A 22,757-nucleotide genomic window follows, 5' to 3' on the forward strand; every position below is an offset into this window, starting at 1 on the left:
CCCATCCGAGCCCATGCGAGAGGGGGCCTCCCCCATGGGGTACGCCCATGAGTACGCCGACGCCGTCCTGCACCGGGGGCGCGTCCCGATGGAGCCCACCGACTTCGTCCCCGACTGGCCCGACGGCCCGCGCCGGGGGAAGTTCTACCCGGACGTGGAGCCCTACGCCCTCCCGGACGGCGACGGCCTCCCGGACGCCCCCGCCGCACGCGGTCTGCTGCCCGCTCCGGGCGACGGCGCGCGGCCGGGCGATCCGGCGGGATTCACGCTGCCGCTGCTGGCGGCGATGCTCAAGGACTCCTACGGGCTGACCGGCCGCCGCCTGGGCATCCAGGCCAACAGCGACCTGTCCGGGCTGCCGCTGCACCCCCACGCCAACTGGTCCCGCGGCACCGCGGGCGGCGGCGGACTCTACCCGGTCAGCATCTACTGGGCGTCCGGCCCCTCCGGGCCGCTGACCCCGGGCATCCACTACTACGACGTCCAACGGCACGCCGTGCAGCGGCTGCTGACCGGTGACGTCTCGGCCCGCGTCCGCGAGGCGCTGGGGCCCGACGCCCCCGAGGAAGCCCGCCAGACCGACCAATACCTGATCCTCGGGGTCAAGTACTGGCAGAACGCGTTCAAGTACAACAGCTTCTCGTACCACGTGGTCTCCACCGACCTGGGCACCCTCGTGCAGACCTGGCGGATCTGGGCGGGGGCGCGGGGGCTGGCGCCCTCGCCCGTCCTGTGGTTCGACGAGCCCCGGCTGAACGGCCTGCTCGGCACCTCGGGAGAGGAGGAGGGCATCTTCGCCGTCGTCCCGCTCCGCTGGGACACCCCGAAGGCCACCGCCGCCCCGGCCGCCCCCGCCGGGCCCGACCCCGCCGTCCGGCACCGGGACTCCGAACGGTCGCGCACCGTGCTGGAGTTCCCCACCCTGCTCGCCATGCACGCCGCGACCACGCAGGACCCCGCGAACCGCCCCGCCCCCGGCGCGCTGGCCGCCGCCGCGGCCCCGCCCACCCCGGCGGGCGGCACCCGGACCGCCCTGCCCGCCCCGGAGTTCCCCGCCGTCCCCGTACGGCGCGCCCTGCGCGGCCGGCGCAGCAGCTTCGGCCGCTTCGACGCGGCGCGCCCGGTCACGCCCGCCCAGCTGTCCGCCGTACTCGCGGCCTGCGCCGGGACGTCGCTGCCCAGCGACGCGGACCCGGACGGCGCGGTGCGCCAGGCCCGGATGTACGCCTTCGTCAACCATGTCGAGTCCGTCGCGCCGGGCGCGTACGCCTACGACCCCGACGCCGGGGAACTGCGGCTCGTCGAGGCCGGGCCGCAGGGGGCTTTCCTGCAGAACACCTACTTCCTCGCCAACTACAACCTGGAGCAGGCGGGGGCCGTCCTCGTGCCGACCGTCCGCACCACCGCGGTGCTGGACGCGGTCGGCGACCGCGGCTACCGCCTGGCGGCCGGCACCGCGGGCGCCGTGGCCCAGACGTTCTACGTGGCCGCCGCCGCGCTCGGACTCGGCGCGGGCGTCGCGCTCGGCTTCGACAACATCTCGTTCATCGAGAAGCTCGGCCTGGGCGACGGCGACGAGGCGCCCCTGCTGATCATGCCGCTCGGCAACGAGCGCCCCCGGCCCGCCGACTTCCGGCACGAGATCGCCTGACGGGAACCCTGCGATGACACTCCTGACATCCGACACCACCCCCCGTGCGCCCGACGTGTGGGAACCCGGACACCGCTTCCTGCTCCGCGCGGCCGGCCTGCCCCTGGAGACCGTGCGCGGCCTGCGCTGCCCGGACACCGGCGACTGGGCGGACGAGGCCCTGGAACTGGAGGAGCGGCTGACCGCCGAGGGCGCCGCGCTCAGCGAGCTGCTGCACGGGCTGCTCGGCGCCGCCGACGCGGCCGGCAGCGAGGCCCGCCGCCTGCTGCTCCGGGTGCGCCGCGAGGTCTTCAACAACCGGCTGCCCGCCGATCCCCGTGCCGCCGAGCGCCTGGTGACCGGGCTGTCCGCACCGGCGGGCGCCCGGCTCGCCCACTGGCTGACCCACCGCGCCCGCTACGCCGAACTGCTGGACCGGGGGCCCGAGTTGCTGGCCGGTGAGATGCGGGACGCGCGCCGGGCACTGCGCGAGGCCCTGGCCGGGGACCGGCTCCGGCTGGGGCTGCTGCTCGCCTCGCCCACCCTGGACAGCAGGCTCGACGGCTACCTGGCCGACACGAGCGCCGAACCGGGCAAGCGGATGCGCAAGATCGAGCGTTCGGCGCTCACCTACCTCTACCGCACCGCATGCAAGACGAGCCCCTTCAGCACCCTGACCGCCGTCGCCACCGGCACCTTCGCCCCGGCCTCCGCGCCCTCCGCCCCCTTCGGCCCGCGCCTCGGCGAGGAGTGCACCAGCCATGTCCGGCTCAACGTCGTCGTCCTCGGCCGGCTGGCCGACCTGATCCTCGCCGACCCCGTCCGCCGCCAGGACCTCCCCGTCGTCCTCGCCCCCGGCTGGGGCCGCGACGAGGACCGCATCCGCTACGTCCGGCAGTGGGTGACCGCAGGCGACGACAGCGCGGCCGTCACCTTCGACGCCGTCCGCGACCGGCTGTTCTACCTCCGCTCCAGCGGCACCCTGGACCGGCTGCTCACGTTCTTCTCCACCCACGAGGGGCTGCGCCACCGGGACCTCGTGGACCTGCTGCGCACCGAGCGGGGCGCCGGGCCGGACGAGGCCGAACGCTACGCGGCCGCCCTCCTCCAGCTCGGCATGGTCCAGGTGCCGGGCCTGCGCACCGATGTGCACAGCGCCGACCCGCTGCGTTCCTTCCAGCAGGCCCTGCGCGGCCTCGGGGCCCCCTGGGCGGACGCGGTCGCCGCCTCGCTCGACGGACCGGCCGCCTGCCTGGCCGCGTACCCGTCCGCCCCGCTCGCCGAACGGCGCGCCCTGCTCCGCACCCTGCGCGCCCAACTCCTCGGCATCCAGCGGGAGCTGGGGGCCGAGGAGGACGCCGTGCTCCCGCAGACCCTGGTGTACGAGGACGTCAGCGCGGGCGAGGACCTGCCCGGCGGGCCCGGACCCCTGGCCGGCGCCACCGGGCAGGCGCTGCGACGGGTCGAGGGCATCCTCCCGATGTACGACATCACGCTGCCCCAGCGCATCACCCTCAAGGGCTTCTTCCTGGCCCGGCACGGCAGCGGCGGGCGCTGCGACGACCTGCTCGGCCTGGTGCACGACTTCCACGAAGACTTCTTCGACCAGTACATCTCGTTCACCTCCAAGCGCAGCGCCTTCGACGCCGACGGCGAGTACGTCCCCGAGGAGAACTGGCTCGGCCAGAGCGCCCTGCGCACCCTGGACTCGGCGCGCCGGCGCTTCGTCGCCGGGATGCGCGAGCAGTGGGAGAAGCACGGGGCATCCGACGAGATCCGGCTGCCCGCCGCACTGCTCACCGAGGTGTCCGGTGAACTGGCCTCCATCGCCCCGGACTTCACCCCGCAGAGCCATCACATCCAGGTCGCCGGGGACGACGCGGACGGCCGGCCGCTGGTCGTCCTCAACCGCTCGTACGGCGGACTCGCCTTCCCCTTCAGCCGGTTCACCCACGTCTACGACCCGGACGGCTCGGCGCCCCCGGACGCACCCCCCGGCCTCTCGGAGCGGCTGGCCGGCGAACTCCTCGCCCGCGCCCCGGAGGGCGCCGTCCTCGCCGAGCTGACCGGCGGGCCGATCACCACCAACCTCAACCTGCACGGGCGGCTGACCAGCCACCAGATCGTCTGCCCCGGCGAGACCTCCACGGTGCCCGAGGACGCCCGCATCCACCTGGAGGACCTGTACCTGCGGCACGACGAGGCCACCGACCGGCTCGTCCTGCGCTCCCGGCGGCTGGAGCGCGAGGTCGTCCCCGTCTACCTCGGCTACCTCGTGCCCGTCGCCCTGCCGGAGATCCCGCGCACCCTGCTGCTGCTCTCCCCGAGCACCATGACGCCCACGGACGTGTGGGGCGGCGTCCCCGAGGGCCCCGCCCGCGACGGCGTCACCCGCAGGCCGCGCGTCGTCCACGACGGGGTCGTCGTCAGCCGCCGCAGCTGGACGGCCGACGCCCAAGTGCTGCCCGCGCGCACGCCCGGCGCCGACGAGGCGGGCTGGTTCCTCGGCTGGCGGCGCTGGCGGCGCGCCCACGGGCTGCCCGCCCAGGTCTTCGCGACGGTCCTGCGCGAGGGGCGCCGCGCCCCGGGCGCCAAGCCCCTGTACGTGGACTTCGACAGCCCCCTGTCGCTGACCGCGTTCGACGCCCTGCTGGAACGGGGCCCCGGCGACGCCGTGGTCCTGCGGGAGATGCTCCCCGCCGAGGACGCCCCGCACGTCGTCTCCGCACAGGGCCACCACGTCGCCGAACTGGCCGTGGAGACCTTCACCTCCCGCCCGCGTACCGAGGACGGCCCGACATGCCGGAACTGATCTCGCCCAGCCCCGCCCGACCCGACGCCACGGAACGGGGTGACTGGATCGCCCTGCACGTCTTCTACGCGGCCAGCCCCCGGCCGATGCTGGTCAACTGCGTCCGGCCGCTGGTCGCCGAACTGACCGCCGAAGGGCTGCTGGCCGGCCACTTCTTCATCAACTACTGGCTGGAGGGGCCGCACGTCCGGCTCCGGCTGCGCCCCGCGAGCCCCGCCGCCGCCCCGGAGGTGCGCCGCCGCGCCGAGGCGGCCCTCACCGCATTCCTCCGGACCCGGCCGGCCCTCTACGAGGTCGACTCCGGGTTCCTCAAGGACTTCTACAACGAGCTGTTCGACATCGAGTTCCCCGGCGAGGACCGCAGCCGGTACATGGGCGCGGACGGCCGGATGAACCTGCGGCCGAACAACTCCTTCAGCTCGGAGCCGTACGCCCCCGAGTACGCCAAGTACGGCGGCCCCGCCGGGGTCGAGCTCGCCGAGTGGCACTTCCGGCACTCCAGCGACCTGGTCATCGACGCCTTCCGCACCATGAACCTGCACCTGCGGACGGTGCTGCTCGGCACCTCCGCCCAGCTGATGATGGTGATGTCGAGCTGCTTCCTGCCCGAGGACGACCGCCTCGCGGACTACCTCGACGGCTACTACGCGTTCTGGCATCGGGCGTTCCCCGGCACCGGCTTCATCGGCTCGAAGGAGTACGAGCGCAACTACGCGCGGATGGCACCCGCGCTGGGCAGCCGCTTCGCCGCGATCCGGGCCGCCGTGGCCGCCGGTGAACTCGGCCGGCTGCCCTCCTTCCTGCGCGACTGGGCCGCCCACTGCCTGGAGCTGCGGGACCGCGTCGCCGATCTCACCAGCCGGGGCGAACTCCTCTTCCCGGCCTGGGACGGACCCGCCCGCGAGGACACCGGCCAGGAACGCGCCGAACCGGAAACCCCCCTGACCGCGCTCACCCATGTCCCGGCCGTCCTGCCCCGGCTGCTCTCCCCGTACATGCACATGACCAACAACCGGCTGCATGTGACGATCCGCGACGAGGCGTACCTCTCCTTCGTCCTCGGCCAGGTGCTGCGCGAGCCGGCCGGCGCGGCGCCGGAGGGCACCGGCCGGGGCGGGACGGCGGACTCGTGAACCCGGCCACCGACCGCGCCCGGTCCGCCGCCCGCGCCTACCGGCCCGCGCTCAGACCCGGCGTCCTGCTCAGCCCGCCCCTGCTGCGCGGCCCCCGCACGGTGCACCTGCTCAAGCACCCGGTGAGCGGGGCCGCGTTCGAGGTCGGGCCCAAGGAGTACTTCCTCATCTCCCGCCTCGACGGCACCCGCACGCTGGACGACCTGGTACCCGCCTACGCCGAACGCTTCGGCCGCCGGCTCGCCGAGGAGCAGTGGAACCGGCTCCTCGGCCTCCTCGGCACCCGCGGCCTCCTGGCCGGCGCCCCCGACCCGCCGCCCGCCGCCCCACCCCCGGCCCGCACCGGCGGCCTGTGGCACGGCACCCGGAGCCTGGTCGCCGACGCCGACCGGACCACCGCCCGGCTCCACCGCGTACTGCGCCCACTGCTCCACCCGGCCGTCCAGCTCCCGCTGCTGGCCGCCGTCCTCGTCACCGTCGTGACCCTCGCCCTGCACACCGGCGAACTCCTGGACGGCACCGGTGAGCTGATCCGGGAACCGGCCGCCCTGCTGGGCGCCGCGCTGTTCCTGTGGTTCAGCATCACCCTGCACGAACTGGCCCACGGCGTCGCCGCCCGGCACTACGGCGGCACGGTCACCGAGATCGGGCTGCGCTGGCGACTGCCGGCGGCGATGCTCTACTGCACCGTCGACAACTACCTCTTCCTGCCCGCCCTGCGCGCCCGGCTCGTCATCGCCGGGGCGGGCGCCCACCTCAACATGGTGCTGCTGCTGCCCTTCGCGCTCTGGTGGTTCCTGCTGCCCCAGGGCGACCCCACCAGGGCGCTGCTGGCCGGGCTGCTGCTCCTCGGCACCGTCCAGGGGCTCAGCAACCTCGTCCCGCTGCCCCCGCTCGACGGCTACCGGATGCTCGGCCATCTGCTCGGCACCGCCCGCCTCGCCCCGGAGACCCGCACCTACCTGGCGCTGCGCCGGAGCGACGCGGATGCCGCCGCCGCGTACCCACGCCGGGCCCGGCGCCTCTACACCGCGTACGCCGTCTGCTTCGTCGTGCTCGTCCTCCTCGCCGCGACGGGCACCTGCGCCGCGGCGTACCTGCTCCTGACGGGGTGACCCGAGGTGACCACGCCACGCGCCCGCCCCCGACCGGAAGGAACCCCGCACCACATGAGTGAGGTACAGGCGATGCCAACCAGCCCCGGCGAGGACGCCGCCCCCGCCCCCGCCGTCCGCGTCCGTAACGTCTCCAAGCGCTACGGGGAGCGCCGGGCCCTCGACGACGTGTCCCTGGAGATCGGCCGCGGCGAGTTCTTCGGCCTGCTCGGCCCCAACGGCGCCGGCAAGTCGACCCTGGTGGAGATCATGGAGGGGCTGCGCCGGGCCGACAGCGGCACGGTCGCCGTGTTCGGCGCGTCCCCCTGGCCCCGCGACACCGCGCTGCTGCCCCGGATCGGCATCCAGACCCAGTCCTCCGCCTTCTTCGTCCGGCAGCGGGCCCACGAACACCTGCGCACCGTCGCCGCCCTCTACGGCGCCCCGCGCAACGCCGTGGACGCCACCCTGGACGCCGTCGGGCTCACCGAGCAGCGCGACATCCAGGTGGAGAGCCTCTCCGGCGGGCAGCGCCAGCGCCTCGCCATCGCCTCGGCCCTCGTCCACGGCCCCGAGCTGATCTTCCTGGACGAGCCCACCGCCGCCCTCGACCCGCAGGCGCGCCGCGATCTGTGGGAGGTGCTGCGCGCCCTCAAGGCACAAGGCCGCACCATCGTCTACACCACCCACCACCTGGACGAGGCGGAAGCGCTCTGCGACCGCATCGCGATCCTCGTGGAGGGCCGGATCGCGGTCACCGACACCCCGCACAACCTCGTCGGCGGGTTCGAGGCGCCCACCAGGCTGCTGCTGCCGCTCGGCCGCCTAGGCGAGGAGGAGGCGGCGGCCGTCCCCGGCGTCGACCGGGTCACCGTCCAGGGCGGCTCCCTCGTCCTGGAGACCCGCGAGGCCGGCCGGGTCCTCAGCGCCCTCGACAAGCTGACCGGTCTCGACGGCGTCCAGACCCGCACCGCCGGCCTGGAGGACGTCTACCTCGACCTCACGGCCCGGTTCACCCGGTCCGCGCACGCCACCCGCCGGAACACCGACGCCGCCGACACCACGGAGCACCAGCCATGAGCGCCTACGCCGCACTGGCCGCAGCGGGCTACCGCGCCCAGATCCGCGACAAGACCACCCTCTTCTTCACCTTCGCCTTCCCGCTCCTCTTCCTCGTCGTCTTCGGCCTGATCTTCCGGGGCCAGGACGTCGAGGAGAGCGGCCTGTCCTACCTCTCCTACACCGCCGCCGGCGTGCTGTCCTGGGGCGTCGCCAACGCCGCCGTCTTCGGCATCGCGTTCACCCTGATGCAGTGGCGGACCGACGACATCCTGCGCCTGATCCGGATGTCCCCGGCCCCGCTCAGCGCCGTCATCGGCTCCCGCTACGTCATCGCCCTGGTCGTCGGCGCCGTGCAGTCGCTGCTGTTCGTCGGCGTCGCCATGCTGCCGCTGTTCGGCCTCCGCCCCGCCTCCGGCTGGCCGCTGCTGATCCCGGTGCTCCTCCTCGGGGTCACCACCTTCCTGCTGCTCGGCGTCATCATCGGCTCCTTCGCCGACACCCCGGAGTCCGTCGCCGCCACCGCCAACTTCCTGATGCTGCCGATGGCGTTCCTCTCCGGCTCCTTCTTCCCGCTGGACTCGATGCCGTCCTGGCTCCGACACGTCTCCGTCGTCCTGCCGCTGCGCTACCTCAACGACGCCGTGTCCCACGCGCTCGCCGGACGCGGAGACCTCTCCGACGTCTGGACGGGCTGCGCCGGACTCGTCTTCTTCGCCCTTGTCTTCGGCGTCGCCGCCGTCAAGACCTTCCGCTGGACGAGGTCCTCATGAGCACCCCGACGCGCACCGCCCCCGCCGCGAAACCCGCCCCCATGGAGCCGGCCCGCGCCGCGCTCCAGGCCGCCCTGGCCGACCGCACCGGACGCGACGTCCCCGTCGTCCCGGTCGGCGCCACCGACGCCACCGCCGCCCTCGGCGACCGGGGCGCCCCCGACCCCTGGGCCGCCGAACGGCCCGGCGCCCGCGTCCACCTCACCGCCTCCGCCGTCCTCATCGGCCCCTGGGGCGGCGACGGCACCGCCCCCGCCTGCGGACGCTGCCTCGCGATGCGCTGGCAGCGCCTGCGCAGCCGCAGCGAACGCGACGCCCTGGAGACCGGCGGCCCCGACGGACCCCGCCCCGCGGGCGCCTGGCCCCGCCTCACCGCCCACGCCCACGACGCCGCGGCCGCGCTGTACCGCGCCCTGCTGGACGGCCCCGGCGCCCAGCCCCCCGCCTCCCTCCCGGCCGACCGGCGGCTGCCCCAGGTCACCCGGCTGGACCTGGCAACCCTCCGGGTACGGACCTACCCGCTGCTCGCCGACCCGCTCTGCCCCGACTGCGCCCCGCCGCCCGCCCCGGCCGGGCCCCGGCCGCTCACCCTGGTGGCCCGCCGCAAGCCCGACCCGGACGGCTACCGGCTGCGCCCCGCTTCCGCGTACCCGCTGCCGGAGGAGGCCCTCGCCAACCCCGTGTGCGGGGTGCTGGGCGGCGGCACCTGGAACGACGTCACCTCACCGACGACCGCGCCCGTCGCCGGAAGCGTCTTCGTCCGGGGCTACGCCGGGCTCAACGACGTCACCTGGAGCGGCCAGGAGAACGCCTTCTCCACCAGCCGCACCCTCGCCTTCCTGGAGGGCCTGGAACGCTACGCCGGAACCCACCGGCGCGGCCGCACCACCCCCGTCACCGGCTCCTGGACACAGCTGAAGGACGACGCCGTCGACCCCGCCGTCTGCGGCCTCTACACCCCCCGCACCTACCGCGACGACCCGCTCGTCGACGCCTTCGACCCGGACCGCGCCATCCCCTGGGAGTGGGGCTGGTCGCTGCGCGACGACAGGCCCGTCCTGGTCCCCTCCCGGCTCGTCTACTACAGCGCCGGACTGGCCGCCGACAACTTCGTCTTCGAGTGCTCCAACGGCTGCGCCATCGGCGGCGGCCTGGAGGAGGCCGTCCTCGGCGGCCTCCTCGAACTGATCGAACGGGACGCCTTCCTCAACGCCTGGTACGGAGACGCCCGGCTCACCGAGATCGACCTGGCCACCGTCGGCGGACGGGCCGCACCCGCCATGGCCGAACGCGCCGCCCTCCAGGGCTACGACGTCCACGTCCTGGACAACCGCGTCGACCTCGCCGTCCCCGTCGTCACCGCGCTCGCGGTACGCCGCGACGGCGGCCCCGGCGCCCTCTCCTTCGCCGCGGCCGCCTCGCTGGACCCGCGCGCCGCGGTCGAGGGAGCCCTTTCCGAAGTCCTCACCTACATCCCGCACCTCGCCCGGCAGACCGAGGAGCGCCGCGAGGAACTGGAGGCCATGGCCGACGACTTCGAGCGCGTACGCCACCTCAAGGACCACGCCCAGCTCTACGGCCTGCCCAGGATGGCCGCCCACGCCGAGAGCTACCTCCGCCCCCTGGCCCTACGCCCCTTCACCGACGTCTACCGGGACTGGGAGGCCACCGGCCGCCCCCGCACCGGCGACCTGCGGGACGACCTGCGCGCCGTCATCCGCGAACTCTCCGGCGCCGGACATGACGTGATCGCCGTCGACCAGACCACGCCGGAGCAGGAACGCATGGGCCTGCGCACCGTCGCCACCCTGGCGCCCGGCCTCCTGCCGATCGACTTCGGCTGGAACCGCCGCCGCGCCCCGTTCATGCCCCGCCTGCGCACCGCGCTCCGCCGGGGCGGCCACCGCACCACCGACCTCACCGAGGCCGGGATGCGCATGGTCCCGCACCCCTTCCCGTAACCGTGCCCCGCTGCCCGCAGCCGTGCCCTGGCGGCGCGGACGGCGAAGCGCCCGGTACCCCGGGAACGGGTACCGGGCGCACACGCCGCTCGTCAGCGGCGCGGCCGACGTGACGTCAGGCGGAGCAGGAGGTGGTGCTGGTGGTGGAGCTGCACGTCGAGGTCGAGCTGGTGCTGGTGGAACCGGCGAGCACGACCTCGCTGGCGTCCGAGTAGTCGGAGATCTCGAAGGTCTCGGCCTCGAGCTCAAGGATCTCGTCGGCGAGGGTGCTCAGGTTCTTCTCCATGGTGTCTCCTCCGGTCCTGGGCCACCGTCTCCGGGGCCGCCACCTGTGCGCACCCCGGCGGGGCGCGCACAGCCATTGCACCGCCCCGCGCTCACCGCTCGGCATGCCTCCCGCACGCACATCGCTGGCACGCGACGCCAGCGGCCCGACGAACCCCTCCCGGAGCGCCATGACCCAGCCCGCCCCGCCCCACCCGCCCCACCCGGCCCTCTCTACCCCGCTCGCGCGGGAGACGGTCCGCCCCGCCCTCACCCTCTACCTGGACGTCCACCGCCACCCGGAGACATCCGGCGAGGAGGCCCGCACCGCCGCCCTGTTCGCGGACCGGCTCACCGCCGCCGGCCTCGACGTCACCCGGAACATCGGCGGCCACGGCGTGGTCGGCGTCCTGCGCAACGGCGACGGCCCCCGCGTCTACCTGCGCGCCGAACTCGACGCCCTGCCGCTGGCCGAGCGCACCGGCCTCCCCTACGCGAGCACCGGCCCGGCCATGCACGCCTGCGGCCACGACCTCCACCTGGCGGCGGCCACCGGCGCTGCGGACCTGCTCGCCCGCACCACCGCGCACTGGCGCGGCACCCTGGTCGTCGTGGGCCAGCCCGCCGAGGAGACCCTGACCGGTGCCCGCGCCATGCTGGCGGACGGCCTGTACGAACGGTTCGGCAGACCCGGCACGGTCCTCGCCCAGCACGCCGCCCCGCTCCCCGCCGGGCTCATCGCGCACGGCGGCCCGCATGCCCCCGTCACCGCCGCGAGCGCCGCCCTCACCGTCGTCGTCCACGGCCGGGGCGGCCACGCCGCGACCCCGCACCTCACCGTGGACCCCGTGGTCACGAGCGCGGCGGTGATCGGCCGCCTCCAGACGATCGTCGCCCGCGAGGCCGCCCCCGCCGAACAGCTCACCCTGACCGTGGGCACCCTGCGCGCCGGCACGGCCGTCAACGTCGTCCCGGACACCGCCGAGCTGGGCATCGGCCTGCGCGCCCTCTCCGACGACACCCTGGACCGCGCGCTGGCGGCCGTCGAGCGCATAGTCCGGGCCGAGTGCGCCGCGTCGGCCTGCCCCCGCGACCCGGACCTGACCCTGCTCTCCCGCTCCCCCGCCCTGCACGGCGACCCGGCCGCGACCGAGGCCGTCCGCTGCGCCCACACCGCCCTGTACGGCCCCGAACGCGTCACCGGCTGGCCCCCTTCCCTGGCCTCCGAGGACTTCCCCCTCTACGGGGACGCGGGCCGCGAACTCCACGGCGAGGCGGGCATCCCCCTGGTCTACTGGATGCTGGGCACCACGAGCCCCCGCCAGTGGGCCGCCACCGCCGGCCACGACATCCCCCCGAACCACTCCCCCCACTTCGCCCCCGCCATCCGCACAGCCCTCCCCACCGCGATCACGGCCCTCACAGCGGCGGCCCTGAACCGCCTGACCGGGAACCCCGCGCAGGCAGCGCCGGACTGATGGGCGCTCACGCCACCGCCGACAGTCGGGGCGTCGTGTCCGGGGTCGGGAGGGGGAGGGTGTGGGCGCAGTCCTGGAGGAGTTGGGGGATCGCCAGGTGGGCCGGGTTGGGTTCGTCGGCCAGGTTGTGGTCCAGCAGGGTGTCGAAGAGGCATTCCACGGCCGCAGGAGCCAGGCCCGTCGCGGCGCAGGTCTGCGGGATGTCGTGGACGGGGGCCGGGTGGAGGGCGAGGGTGCGGGTGAGCTCCAGGGCCTCGCGGGGGAGGTGGGCGTAGGAGAGGGCCAGGACGGACATCAGGTCGCGGTCCGCCGTGCGCAGGAACGCGGCGCGGCTGCCGCTCGTGCACAGGCGGGCCGTCACATCCGGCACCTTCCACGAGGGGCGGTCGCGCAGCCGGGTCGCCGCGATGCGCAGGGCCAGCGGGTGGTGCCCGCACAGGGCGACCGTCCGGTTCAGCGAAGCGCCGGCGCAGGCCTCGCCCGCGATGCGGCGGAACAGGGTCTCCGCCTCCGCCGGGGCCAGCGCGCCCAGGGGCAGGGAGAGGGCGCCGTCCGTCGCGGTCAGCTTGCGGCGGGTGGTGACCAGGGTGAGCGTGTCTCCCGTGCCGGGCAGCAGCGGGGCCACCTGGGCGGCGTCGGCCGCGTTGTCCAGGACGAGCAGGGCGCTGCGGCCCGCGAGCCGGGAGCGCCAGATGGCGCTGCGCTCGGCCAGGCCGGCCGGGAGACTGCCGGGCGCGGCGCCGTCCGAGCGCAGCAGCACGCCGAGCGCCTCCTCGGGGGTCAGCGGGGCGCGCCCCGTGCTGAAGCCGTGCAGGTCCACGTAGAACTGGCCGTCCGGGTGGTCCGAGGTGCGGCGGTGGGCGAAGTGGACAGCGAGGGCCGTCTTGCCGATGCCGCCCATGCCGTCGATCACGACCGTACGGGGGAACCCGTCGCTCAGGTCGTCGACGGCCCGGTCGAGCCTGGCCAGTTCGGCGGCGCGGCCGGTGAAGTCGGGCAGGTCGCGCGGCAGGTAGTTGTCCTGGGCGGGCCGGGCCGCGGCGGGCCGGGCGGGCGCGGCGGCACGGCGCTGCACCCGGGGGGCGTCCGCGAGGATCTCGGTGTGCAGGTGGCGCAGCCGCGGGCCCGGTTCCAGGCCCAGTTCGTCCGCGAGCAGCCGCCGCCCCTCATCGTAGACGGCGAGCGCGTCCGCCTGCCGGCCACTGCGGTACAGGGCGAGCATCAGGCTGCCGCGCAGGGCGTCGCGCAGCGGGTGCCCGGCGGTGAGCGCGGACAGTTCGGCGACCAGGGAGCCGGTCTCGCCGGCCGCGAGGCGCAGCTCCATCAGCTCCTCGACGGCCGTGAGCCGCTGCTCGTCGAGCCCGGCCGCGGCCGCCCGCACCGCGGGGCAGTCGATGTCGGCGAAGGCGTCGCCCCGCCACAGGTCGACCGCTGCCTGGAGCAGCCGCATCGCCTCGGTGTCGCGGCCCTCCCGGCGGGCGGCGCGGGCGGCCCGTACCCCTTCGGTGAAGCGGTGGGCGTCCACCGCCCCGGCGGGTACGTCCAGCCGGTAGCCGATGTCCACCGTGACGAGTCCGGCGCCCGCGGAGCCGGCCAGGGCGGCGCGCAGGTCGCGGATGGCGTTGTGCACCTGATGGCGGGCGGATGCGGGCGGGTCCTGCCACAGCTCGTCCACCAGAACGTCCATGGACACCGCGTGCCCCGCGTTCAGCAGCAGAACGGCAAGCAGCCGGCGACGACGCATTCCGCGGAGCCGGACCGGCTCTCCCGACTCGCGTACCTCCACCGGTCCCAGAACCAGGAAATCCATCTCCCGCTCCCCCCTGACGTTCCGCATCATGCAGCGTGATCGCGACACTGGTGACGCTAGGCGCGCGGGGCCTTCGTATTCAACGCGAGTACTTCCCAAGGCACATGGCCTACCTCAAAAGACACACGTCGGAACGTCGAGTTCCCGCCTTAAGTTCCACCCATGACTCAGGCCCTTACGCCTCGCCTCTCGCCCTCGCCCACCTCCTCCTCCGCCTCCGCGTCCGGTGCGTTCGACCTCTCGGGGTCCGCACTGCTTTCGGCCACCCGCACCGTGCGGTTGTGCCTGCGGGAGGCACGCCCGCTGGTCCAGGTGATGTTCGTCCTGCGGTTCGTCACGGGGGCGCTGCTGACGGCGTCCGCCGCGCACCAGCGCCCCGACGCCCCGCATCTGCTGTGCGGTGCGGCGGCCTGGTGGGCGGTGACGGTCAGCGTCTACGTCTTCAACGGGGTGAGCGACCTGCGCGAGGACCGGGCCAACCGGTCCCAGCGGCCGCTGGCCAGCGGCCGGCTGACCGAGGACGCGGCCCGCCGGGCCGTGGTGGCGAGCGCGCTGGCCGGGCTGCTGCTCGGCTGCGCGGCGGGCTGGAAGGTGGCCGAGGCCGCCGCCGTCTTCCTCGTGCTGGGGTACGTGTACTCCGCGCCGTGGGTCGCCGCCAAGTGCCGTTCCTGGTCGGCGTCGGCGGTCACCTGCGCCGCCGCGGGGACCACCTATCTCGCCGGGGTCGCCTCCTCCGGCAGCGCGCTCAACGCCGAGTCGGCCGTCTTCGCCGCGGTGCTCTCGCTCGGCGTGGGGCTGATCGCGGCCGTCGCCAAGGACCTGGGCAGCACCCGCGGCGACGCCCTGGCGGGCCGGCGCACCCTGGCCGTCGTACGCGGCGAGCACACCGCCCGGCGCTTCTGCGCGGTCGCCAGCGGCACGCTGACGCTGGCCCTCACCGCCGGCGCCCTGTGGGTGCACGAGGTGCCGCTCGACGCGGCGGCCGTCGTCTTCGCGGTCGGCGCCCTGTGCGTGGCGGGACGCTGCCTGCCGCCCCGGACCCGCGACGGCCGGATCACGGACCGTGAGCACCGGGCTCCGTACCGGAGCTGGATGGCCACCCAGTACGCCGTCCACCTCGCCGCGCTCGCCGCGCTCCTGCTCGTCTGAGCCCCACGATCCCCGTCTCGCACTCGCCTTCGGGCAAGAGGCTCTTTAGTATGATCCCGGCCGGACGGGTGATCGTGGGGGAGTCGGACCGTCCACGACCAGGCGACTCCCCATATCGAGGGGGCGCACCGTGGAACTCTCAGCCGACCCGGCAACCGAACGGTCCAGCCTGATCGAGTCCGCCATCGCCCGCTACGCCGACGAACTGCGCGAGACCACCAATCCGCTGGTGCTGCGGCCGGAACTCTGGGTCTCCTGCGAGAGGCAGGCCCGGCAGATACTCGGCGAGTGCGTCGCCACCCTGAACGGCACCCCGGTCCAGGTCGCCGAAGGGGCCGAACTCACCTCGATGGCGCTGGGGGTGCAGCGCTCCTTCGAGAAGGTCTCCCCGATCGACTCGGTGCACGCCGCACGGGTGCTGTTCGACGTGGCGGTGGAGGCGATGACCGAGGCCGCCGCCCAACTCCCGCCCGAGGTCGCGCTCTCGCGCTTCCTGACCGCCGTACGGACGCTGCACAAGGGCATCTTCGCACGGGTCAGCGCCGCCGCGATCGGCTACGAGTCGGTGCCGCTGCGCGACGTCGGCAAGGCCAGCACCGCCCGCCGCCACCAGCTCGCCCACGATCTGCACGACCACATCGGCAGCAGCATCGGCCTGGCCCTGCGCTGCCTCGACCTGTACAGCATGGAGCAGGCCAAGGGCATCGAATCCCCGCGCGACCGGCTCCAGGACGCCCGGCAGGCCCTGCGCGACGTGTTCAGCTTCACCCGCACCATGGTCAGCGGGCTGCGCGTCAACGAGCTGCACGACGGCCTGAAGGAGGAGATCGACGCCTACAGCGCCGCCGCCTCCGACCGGCCGGCCGAGGTGTTCTCCCGGATCGACGGCGACGAGTCCTGGCTGCCCGAACAGACCCGCCAGGAGCTGTTCCTCGTAGTCCGTGAAGCGCTGCGCAACGCGTTCGCGCACGCCAGGGCCCGCCGGATCGACGTCCTCGTCAAGGTCTTCCCCGACGCCGCGCACGCCAGCGTCACGGACGACGGGGTCGGGCTGCCCGACCCACCGCGCGACGGCGACGGCACCGGCCTGACGGCCATGCGGCAGCGGGTGAGCGCCGTCGGCGGGACGCTGGACGTGCTGAGCGAACCCGGCCAGGGCACCCGGGTCCAGCTCCGCATCCCGCTGGACGGCGCCGGAACGGCATGCCGATGAGCGGGGGACCGGCCGAATCCGGCGACATCCGGGTCCTGGCCGTGGACGACCACCGGCTGCTGCGCGAAGCACTGTGCGAACTCCTGGAGATGTACGACGGGCTGACGGTCGTCGCGCAGGCCGACGACGGGCCGAGCGGGGTGCGGCTGGCCGGCCTGCACCGGCCGGACCTCGTCCTGCTCGACGTGGAGATGCCGGGCCCCGGCCCGCTCGCCAACCTGCGGGGCATCCGCCAGGCGGCGCCCGAGGCACGGGTCGTCATCCTGACGATGCACGACGACCGCCAGCTCATCGACTCGCTGCTGTCCGCCGGGGCCGTGGGCTACCTCCACAAGGAGGTCGACCGGGAGGTCCTGGTCTCCGCGATCCGCAGCGCCATGGCCGGCGGCACGACCATGTTCCTGTCGCGCAAGGCGAGCGGCGCGGGCCCCGAGCGGGGACCCGCGCCCGCCGACACGCTGACCCTGCGCGAGCGGGAGCTGATGGAGCTCGTCGCCCAGAGCATGAGCAACCGGCAGATCGGCAGCCGGCTGGGGATCACCGAGGGCACGGTCAAGCGCCATCTGCGGAACATCTTCGACAAGCTCGGCGCCACTTCGCGGCTGGACGCGGTCAACCGGACGTTCCCGAGCCGCCGTTACTGAGCCGCTGCCGCTGAGCCGCCTTCCCTGAGCCGCCGTTACCGGGCCGCGGCGGCCCGTGCGGCCTTCTCGCGGCGGTCGGCGATCAGCAGCGCGACGGCCGGGGCGAGGGTGAGCGCGTAGACGACGAGCAGCAGGTCGAAGGAGTCGGCGAACGCGGCCGGCACGAGCCCGTGGTGCGACTGCGCGGCCCGGTCCAGGACGACCGTGACCACCGCCAGGGCGAAGGTGCCGCCGATCCGCTGGGCCAGGTTGAGCTGTGCGGAGGCGTCCGGGATGGAGCGCGGCTCGACCGACTCGAAGGCGCGGGTCATGGCCGGCACGATGGTCAGGCCGGTGCCCAGGCCCCGTACCGCGAGCGCCGCGCACATCAGCACGTACGACGTGCTGGACGACAGGGCGGTCAGCGGGGCGGTGGCCAGCATCGTCAGGACGATCCCGATCACGACGGTGGTGCCGCCGCCGATCTTCTTCATGATCGGACGGCAGGCGAGCCCCGCGACGACGACCCCGGTGCCGCCCGCCGACATCAGCAGACCCGTGGTGACGGCGCTCTCGCCGCGCGCCGACTCGAAGTACAGCGGGATCAGCATCATCGGCGAGAAGAGGACGAAGCCGAGGCAGAAGATGTTGATCGCGGCCGTGCGGTACACCCCGTGCGTGAACAGGCGCAGGTCCAGCAGCGGTGCCTCGGCGCGCAGTTGGTGCCGTACGAAGACGGCGCCGCTCACCGCGGCCACCACCAGCGGCACGAGGAAGGCGGGGTGGGCGGACAGGCCCGTCTCGGAGAAGGCGTGCACGGCCAGCACCACACCGACCGTGCAGGCGGCGGCGGTCAGCAGGCCCAGCACGTCGAGCGGGCGCCGGCCCTCCCCCTGACCGGCCGGGGCGTCCTTGCGGACCCGGCGCACCGCCACCACCAGCAGCAGCGCGCACAGCGGCAGGTTGACGGCGTAGACCGCCCACCAGCCCCAGGCGTTGACCAGCAGACCGCCCACCGTGGGGCCGAGCAGCGGGCTGATCAGCATGACGCTGCCGTTCAGCGCCTGGACCTGGCCGAGGCGCTCCTTCGGCATCCCGCTGGTGAGCAGCATCGTGGAGACCGGGACGAGCACGCCCGCGGCGGCGCCGGACAGGGCGCGCCCGGCGATCAGTTCGGTGAGGCTCGTACTGAAGGCGCAGACCGCCGAACCGGCCGCGAACGAGGCGACGGAGGCGATGAACGTACGGCGGGTCCCGAAGCGGGAGGCCAACCAGCCCGCGGCCGGCATCGTCGCGACCAGGGCCAGCAGATAGGCCGTGACGACCCACTGGACCTGGTTGATGCTGCCGAAGCGGGCGGACGTGTCGGCCAGCGAGACGTTGACGATCGTGGTGTCGAGCTGGGCGATGAAGGCGCCGCCCACGGCCGCGGCGATGGTGATGATCGCGGTCCGGGTGGCGGCCGCCGCCGCGGCCGCCGCGACGGGGCTCGGGTCCGCCGGCGCCGGGGGCTCGGTTCTCTGGTCCAGGGACATACGGGGTCGTCCTTAAGGGTGCGTCGTGGATCGGGCTCGGGGGTCCGTCGGGGACGGGGTCGGCGCTCAGGGGGGGCCGACGAGAGGGGGTGGCCGCGGGGTCAGCCGGCGGTCAGCGCCTCGGCGATGTCGTCCAGCAGCGCTCCCGCCTTCTCGCGGGCGCCCGGCCGGTCGCGGCAGGCCAGGGTCAGTTCGGTCTCGCCGCCCACCCGGCAGGCGCTCAGGAACATCTCGGCGTACGGGACCAGCATCGGCAGCGTGGAGAAGGAGGTGGCGCGGAAGGCGGGCGCCGCGAAGACGTCCGGGTCGACCTCGCCGTGGTCGGAGATGATCGCCGTGCAGGGGAAGCTGTGGCCGTCGAAGGCGCGGGCCTCGCTCAGGTTGTTGGCGAACGGGTTGTCGCGCAGGAAGTCGCGGTCGAGCACGGCGACCTCGGTCTTCGCGACCAGGGCCCGGATCAGCGTGGAGTGCACGCGCTTCCAGCTGTCGTCCCGGCGCAGGTCCAGGACGAGCTGCGAGGTCAGGTTGGCGGTGGAGCGCATCGCGGGGTCGTGGCGGCGCAGGTCCACCGGGACGATCAGCCGGCCGGTGTCCGTGGCGAGGTGGCGGGAGAGCGCGGCCGCGGCCCGCGCGGTCGTCCCGGACGGGGTGGCGGCCACCCGGCGGCGCAGCCACAGCGGCCGTGCGCCGGGCTCGCCCTCGCCGATGATCGCGGGCAGTCCGGTGAGCCGGGCGGCCTCGGGGGCCGGGCGGACCTCGCCCGCCGCCGCGCGGAAGTGGGCGTCGTCCACGGTGTCCGGGCACCCGGCCGGCTCCTCACCGCGCAGGGCCCGGAAGAGGTCGGCGATCCACTGCCGCAGACCGCGCCCGTCGGTGACGATGTGGCTGGCCCGGACGACCAGCCGGGTGGTCCCCCCGTCGCGGACGAGGCCCAACTCGCAGACGGGTCCGGTGACCACCGACAGGTCGCGGTGGAAGAACGGGTGGTCCAGGCCGCTGCCCGCCGGCAGTTCCACGACCTCGGGGACGGTGCCGGCCGCGCGCCACAGCGCGCCCCGGCGGCGTACCGCGAGGCCCGGACTCGCCTCGGTCGCCAGCCGCGCGGCGCGCCGCAGCGCGTCCGCGTCGAGCGTGCCCTCGCCCTCGACGACCATCTGGATGAGCTGCGGGGTGCCGGTCGCGGCGGCGTTGAGGTAGCCGCGCTCGATCGGTGAGATGCGGCGGGTGTACGGCCGCACGGCGGTGAGGGTCATTCCTCCTCCAAGTGGTGGAAGCGCACCGGAGCCGGTGCGTCGCAGGCGAGGGCGAGGTGCAGGGGCGGTTCGCCCTCGGCCCGCAGGACGACGGAACGCACCTCGTAGGTCTCGGTGTTCACGGGCCGCCAGCCCGGCCGCCAGGCCGGCAGCCGGGTTCCGGCGAAGGTCTCCTTGGTCAGGTGCGACGCCTTGATGAGCGCCTCGCACTCGGCGAAGTCCCTGATCGTGGCGGGCTCCTCGCGGCCCAGCAGGTCGCCCAGCCAGCGCAGGGCGTGCGGCCGGTCGCGTTCGTCCTGGAGGTCCACGCCGATCACCCGCCCGGCGGGCGCGAACGCCACCGCGCTGTACGCGCCGACGTGGGCCACCGACGCGGACAGGCCCAGCGCGGGCACCGACCAGCGCTTGAGGCCGTCCCGCGCCAGGTCGCCGGCGGTGATCCGGCGCCCGTACGTGCGGTGCAGCGCCTCGGCGATCAGGGAGCGGCCCGAGGCGGAGAGCCGGTTCCCCATCCGGTCGCGGGGCAGTCCCCGGTGCCGGGAGACCAGCACGTTCACCGTCTCCCCCGCCACCGCGGGCCCGTCGGGCGCCAGCGTGTACCCGGTGGCTCCGGGGTCGCCGGGCAGACCGATCAGGGCGGCCATCACGCCTCCGGGTCGAGGACGGCCGCCGCGTAGCTGCCGCCGTACGCGAAGCTCGACAGGACCACGGGGCCGGGGATGCCGTCGCCGGTGAGGGCGGCGACCAGGCCGAGGGCGCCCGCGCTGCCGTAGGTCTCGCCGAGCAGCGCCTTGGGGGCCAGGACCGGCCGGCCGTCGAGCCCGGCGTGGCGCAGGGCGGCCCGCTGGGCGAGGTCGACCAGCGGATGGCCGGAGGCGGCCGAGACGACCGTGCCGACGCTCTCCGGGGCGAGGTCCGCCTCGGCGAGCGCGGAGCGCAGCGAGCGCCCCCAGGCCGCGCCGTCCCTGGCGATGCGGCCGATGCCGGCCGGTTCGCCGCCGGCGCCGAAGCCCCGGACCGCCGCCAGGACGCCGGCGCCCCGGTCCGCGGCCGCCTCGCGGCTCTCCAGCAGGATCGCGGCGGCGCCCTCGCTGAGCACGGCGCCGGTGCGGCCGCCGGGTACGACGTGCGCGCTCCTGGCGTAGCCGGGCAGGGCCGCCTGGGTGGCGAGGGCCTGCTCGGGGAACTCGTCGGCGACCACGACCATGATCCGCTCGGCGGCGCCGCGGGCGATGACCCGAGCGGCGAGCTGGAGCGCGAACACGGAGCTGGTGCCGCCGTTGGCGATGGTCGCGGTGTAGCCGCGGAAGCGGTGCAGCATCGCGACGTGCCCGGCCGCCGCGTTGACGACGGTGTTGGCGAACAGGGACGGGTTGGCGCCGGTGATGCCCGAGCGCACGACGCCCTCGTGGAACTTCAGGACCGAGGTGACCGGCCCGTAGCCGGTGGCGAAGACGACGCCGGTCGACTCGGCCACCGCGCGCGACGGCTTGCCGTGGCGGGCGTACAGGTCGCCCACGGCGGACGCGGCGAGCAGGCTCAGCGGGTCCATGCGGCGGGCCCGGCTGGGGTTGGTGCCGCGCGCCGCGGCCTTGATGTCGGCCCGGCCGACCGGCACCCGGCCGACGCCCGGAACCTCCTCGAAGGTGTCGAAGCAGGGCCGCCCCCCGGCGAACGCCGCCATGACCGCCTCGGTGCTGCCCGCCGTTCCGGCCATCCCCGCGACGCCGGTGACGACGACCTCGTGGACCGCCTCGCGGCGCGGCGGCCGGGAGCCGGTGCGGCCGGGCCGGTTGATGACGACGGAGGCGTTGTTGCCGCCGAACGCGAAGGAGTTGGACAGCACCACCTCGGGGCGCGCCTCGCGGCCCATGTCCGGGATGACGTCCAGGCCGTACGGGGAGGGGACGCCTCGGGTGTTGATGGTGGGCGGCAGGACGCCCCGGTCGATGGCCAGGGTGCTCACCACGGCCTCGACCGCGCCGGCCGCGCCGAGGGTGTGGCCGAGGATGGACTTGGTGGAGCTGGCCGCCGGGATCTCCAGGCCGAACAGGAGCTTCAGCGCCTTGGGCTCGGAGGCGTCGTTGGCGGGGGTGCCGGTGCCGTGCAGGTTGAGGTAGTCCACGTCGGCCGGGGTGAGGCCCGCCGTCTCCAGGGCCTGCGCCATGGAGGAGCAGGCGCCCTTGCCGCTGGGGTCGGGCGCGGTCTGGTGGTGGCCGTCGCAGGACAGCCCGTAGCCGCCCAGCTCCGCGAGAACGCGGGCGCCGCGCGCCTCCGCCCGCTCGACCGACTCCAGGACCATGAATCCGGCCCCCTCGCCGAGGGTGAGCCCGGTGGAGGCGGACAGCGGCGAGCACGGTTCGGAGTCCAGGGCGCCCAGCGCGCTGAACCCGTAGTGGGACAGCTCCGCCAGCGGGTCGACGCCGCCGCACACCACGTAGTCGACGTCCCCCTTCCACAGCAGCTCGGCCGCGTAGCCGAGGGCGACGGCGCTGGCCGCGCAGGCGTTGGAGAGGACCACGCGCGGGCCGCGCAGATCGAACTCGGCCGCGATGTAGTCGCCCACGCAGGGCAGTTGCGAGGCGACCGCCCGGTCGAGGTCGAGCCGGCCCTCCAGGACGAGGGTGCGGTGGGTGGCCTCCAGAGTCGGCATGGCGCCGAGGCTGGAGCCCACCACGACGGCCACCCGTTCGCGGTCCACCGTGTCGAGGTCGAGGCCGCTGCCGTGCAGGGCCTCGCGGATCGCGGTGGCCGCCAGCGCGTAGCAGCGGTCCAGGTCGGCGGGCTGCTCGGCGGTGGACATGCCCGCCCAGTCGGTGAGCAGCTCGGTGGTGTCGAAGAGGGTGTTGGTGCGGATGCCGGTGGTGCCGGCGGCGATCGACGCCCAGCTCTTCTCGACGTCGTCCCCGGCCCCGGTGATCAGCCCCAGGCCGGTCAGGGCGATGTTCGCAGGTGTCATGACCCGGCCTC

Annotated in this window: 17 protein-coding genes; 11 read left to right on the plus strand and 6 right to left on the minus strand. The window is 74.8% G+C overall.

Translation table 11 applies throughout. From position 1 onward, the window contains the following. The first annotated feature begins 34 nt into the window (after positions 1-34). Genes OG710_RS12650 through OG710_RS12680 form a run of 7 tightly spaced genes read left to right on the plus strand, consistent with a single transcriptional unit; the run spans position 35 to position 10,462 of the window. Positions 35-1,651 carry a nitroreductase family protein gene (locus OG710_RS12650; RefSeq protein WP_330239421.1) on the plus strand — a complete coding sequence of 539 codons (1,617 nt, stop codon included), beginning with the start codon at positions 35-37 and terminating at the stop codon, positions 1,649-1,651. A 13-nt stretch (positions 1,652-1,664) separates the two neighbouring features. Next, positions 1,665-4,442 carry a lantibiotic dehydratase gene (locus OG710_RS12655; protein WP_330239422.1) on the plus strand — a complete coding sequence of 926 codons (2,778 nt, stop codon included), beginning with the start codon at positions 1,665-1,667 and terminating at the stop codon, positions 4,440-4,442. After that, entirely contained in the window at positions 4,430-5,575 is a 1,146-nt protein-coding gene (locus OG710_RS12660) for a lantibiotic dehydratase C-terminal domain-containing protein (protein ID WP_330239423.1), read from the plus strand. Before OG710_RS12655 ends, OG710_RS12660 begins: the two co-directional genes overlap by 13 nt. After that, a complete protein-coding gene (locus OG710_RS12665; protein ID WP_330239424.1) occupies positions 5,572-6,690 on the plus strand; it encodes a M50 family metallopeptidase in 1,119 nt (372 codons plus the stop codon). The genes OG710_RS12660 and OG710_RS12665 overlap by 4 nt, the downstream gene beginning before the upstream one ends. A gap of 54 nt (positions 6,691-6,744) precedes the next feature. Continuing rightward, positions 6,745-7,749 carry an ABC transporter ATP-binding protein gene (locus tag OG710_RS12670; RefSeq protein ID WP_330239425.1) on the plus strand — a complete coding sequence of 335 codons (1,005 nt, stop codon included), beginning with the start codon at positions 6,745-6,747 and terminating at the stop codon, positions 7,747-7,749. Further along, positions 7,746-8,501 carry an ABC transporter permease gene (locus tag OG710_RS12675; protein ID WP_330239426.1) on the plus strand — a complete coding sequence of 252 codons (756 nt, stop codon included), beginning with the start codon at positions 7,746-7,748 and terminating at the stop codon, positions 8,499-8,501. Before OG710_RS12670 ends, OG710_RS12675 begins: the two co-directional genes overlap by 4 nt. Continuing rightward, positions 8,498-10,462 carry a TOMM precursor leader peptide-binding protein gene (locus tag OG710_RS12680; protein ID WP_330239427.1) on the plus strand — a complete coding sequence of 655 codons (1,965 nt, stop codon included), beginning with the start codon at positions 8,498-8,500 and terminating at the stop codon, positions 10,460-10,462. The genes OG710_RS12675 and OG710_RS12680 overlap by 4 nt, the downstream gene beginning before the upstream one ends. Before the next feature lie 115 nt (positions 10,463-10,577). On the opposite strand, the gene OG710_RS12685 is transcribed toward OG710_RS12680, so the two are convergent. Then, positions 10,578-10,748 (minus strand): thiazolylpeptide-type bacteriocin, encoded by a 171-nt coding sequence (locus OG710_RS12685; RefSeq protein WP_018555848.1) that lies wholly within the window; start codon positions 10,746-10,748, stop codon positions 10,578-10,580. A 169-nt stretch (positions 10,749-10,917) separates the two neighbouring features. Between OG710_RS12685 and OG710_RS12690 the strand changes: the two genes are divergently transcribed. Continuing rightward, positions 10,918-12,204 (plus strand): amidohydrolase, encoded by a 1,287-nt coding sequence (locus tag OG710_RS12690; protein WP_330239428.1) that lies wholly within the window; start codon positions 10,918-10,920, stop codon positions 12,202-12,204. Positions 12,205-12,211: 7 nt separating this feature from the next. Here OG710_RS12690 and OG710_RS12695 read toward each other — a convergent pair whose 3' ends face one another. Next, positions 12,212-14,014 (minus strand): AfsR/SARP family transcriptional regulator, encoded by a 1,803-nt coding sequence (locus OG710_RS12695; RefSeq protein WP_330239429.1) that lies wholly within the window; start codon positions 14,012-14,014, stop codon positions 12,212-12,214. Between the two features lie 162 nt (positions 14,015-14,176). Here OG710_RS12695 and OG710_RS12700 point away from each other — a divergent pair, with 162 nt between their 5' ends. The 3 genes from OG710_RS12700 to OG710_RS12710 all read left to right on the plus strand — a co-directional run bounded on the left by OG710_RS12700 (position 14,177) and on the right by OG710_RS12710 (position 17,020). Then, on the plus strand, positions 14,177-15,163 hold the full coding sequence (locus OG710_RS12700; RefSeq protein WP_330239430.1) for a UbiA family prenyltransferase: 987 nt from the start codon (positions 14,177-14,179) through the stop codon (positions 15,161-15,163). A gap of 130 nt (positions 15,164-15,293) precedes the next feature. Beyond that, positions 15,294-16,376 carry a sensor histidine kinase gene (locus OG710_RS12705; protein ID WP_330239431.1) on the plus strand — a complete coding sequence of 361 codons (1,083 nt, stop codon included), beginning with the start codon at positions 15,294-15,296 and terminating at the stop codon, positions 16,374-16,376. Next, positions 16,373-17,020, plus strand: coding sequence for a response regulator (locus tag OG710_RS12710; RefSeq protein ID WP_111336234.1), 648 nt, complete (start codon positions 16,373-16,375; stop codon positions 17,018-17,020). The genes OG710_RS12705 and OG710_RS12710 overlap by 4 nt, the downstream gene beginning before the upstream one ends. 35 nt (positions 17,021-17,055) lie before the next feature. Here OG710_RS12710 and OG710_RS12715 read toward each other — a convergent pair whose 3' ends face one another. The 4 genes from OG710_RS12715 to OG710_RS12730 all read right to left on the minus strand — a co-directional run bounded on the left by OG710_RS12715 (position 17,056) and on the right by OG710_RS12730 (position 22,746). Next, positions 17,056-18,534, minus strand: a complete 1,479-nt coding sequence (locus OG710_RS12715) for a DHA2 family efflux MFS transporter permease subunit (protein ID WP_330239432.1) — start codon at positions 18,532-18,534, stop codon at positions 17,056-17,058. A gap of 101 nt (positions 18,535-18,635) precedes the next feature. Next, entirely contained in the window at positions 18,636-19,787 is a 1,152-nt protein-coding gene (locus tag OG710_RS12720; RefSeq protein WP_330239433.1) for a hypothetical protein, read from the minus strand. Then, positions 19,784-20,431 (minus strand): hypothetical protein, encoded by a 648-nt coding sequence (locus OG710_RS12725; RefSeq protein WP_330239434.1) that lies wholly within the window; start codon positions 20,429-20,431, stop codon positions 19,784-19,786. Before OG710_RS12725 ends, OG710_RS12720 begins: the two co-directional genes overlap by 4 nt. Continuing rightward, the gene (locus tag OG710_RS12730) at positions 20,431-22,746 is read right to left on the minus strand and encodes a beta-ketoacyl synthase N-terminal-like domain-containing protein (RefSeq protein ID WP_330239435.1); all 2,316 of its coding nucleotides are present in this window, start codon (positions 22,744-22,746) and stop codon (positions 20,431-20,433) included. The genes OG710_RS12725 and OG710_RS12730 overlap by 1 nt, the downstream gene beginning before the upstream one ends. Positions 22,747-22,757: the final 11 nt, after the last annotated feature.

Origin of the sequence: Streptomyces sp. NBC_00525 (genome assembly GCF_036346595.1) — a bacterium.
Taxonomy (GTDB): domain Bacteria; phylum Actinomycetota; class Actinomycetes; order Streptomycetales; family Streptomycetaceae; genus Streptomyces.

Excerpts from the sequence above, each read along its gene's own strand:
- OG710_RS12650 (WP_330239421.1), top strand. The coding sequence starts at position 35 with ATGGGGTACGCCCATGAGTACGCCGACGCCGTCCTGCACCGGGGGCGC.
- OG710_RS12655 (WP_330239422.1), top strand. The coding sequence starts at position 1,665 with ATGACACTCCTGACATCCGACACCACCCCCCGTGCGCCCGACGTGTGG.
- OG710_RS12660 (WP_330239423.1), top strand. The coding sequence starts at position 4,430 with ATGCCGGAACTGATCTCGCCCAGCCCCGCCCGACCCGACGCCACGGAA.
- OG710_RS12670 (WP_330239425.1), top strand. The coding sequence starts at position 6,745 with ATGAGTGAGGTACAGGCGATGCCAACCAGCCCCGGCGAGGACGCCGCC.
- OG710_RS12675 (WP_330239426.1), top strand. The coding sequence starts at position 7,746 with ATGAGCGCCTACGCCGCACTGGCCGCAGCGGGCTACCGCGCCCAGATC.
- OG710_RS12680 (WP_330239427.1), top strand. The coding sequence starts at position 8,498 with ATGAGCACCCCGACGCGCACCGCCCCCGCCGCGAAACCCGCCCCCATG.
- OG710_RS12685 (WP_018555848.1), bottom strand. The coding sequence starts at position 10,748 with ATGGAGAAGAACCTGAGCACCCTCGCCGACGAGATCCTTGAGCTCGAG.
- OG710_RS12690 (WP_330239428.1), top strand. The coding sequence starts at position 10,918 with ATGACCCAGCCCGCCCCGCCCCACCCGCCCCACCCGGCCCTCTCTACC.
- OG710_RS12695 (WP_330239429.1), bottom strand. The coding sequence starts at position 14,014 with ATGGATTTCCTGGTTCTGGGACCGGTGGAGGTACGCGAGTCGGGAGAG.
- OG710_RS12700 (WP_330239430.1), top strand. The coding sequence starts at position 14,177 with ATGACTCAGGCCCTTACGCCTCGCCTCTCGCCCTCGCCCACCTCCTCC.
- OG710_RS12710 (WP_111336234.1), top strand. The coding sequence starts at position 16,373 with ATGAGCGGGGGACCGGCCGAATCCGGCGACATCCGGGTCCTGGCCGTG.
- OG710_RS12715 (WP_330239432.1), bottom strand. The coding sequence starts at position 18,534 with ATGTCCCTGGACCAGAGAACCGAGCCCCCGGCGCCGGCGGACCCGAGC.
- OG710_RS12720 (WP_330239433.1), bottom strand. The coding sequence starts at position 19,787 with ATGACCCTCACCGCCGTGCGGCCGTACACCCGCCGCATCTCACCGATC.
- OG710_RS12725 (WP_330239434.1), bottom strand. The coding sequence starts at position 20,431 with ATGGCCGCCCTGATCGGTCTGCCCGGCGACCCCGGAGCCACCGGGTAC.
- OG710_RS12730 (WP_330239435.1), bottom strand. The coding sequence starts at position 22,746 with ATGACACCTGCGAACATCGCCCTGACCGGCCTGGGGCTGATCACCGGG.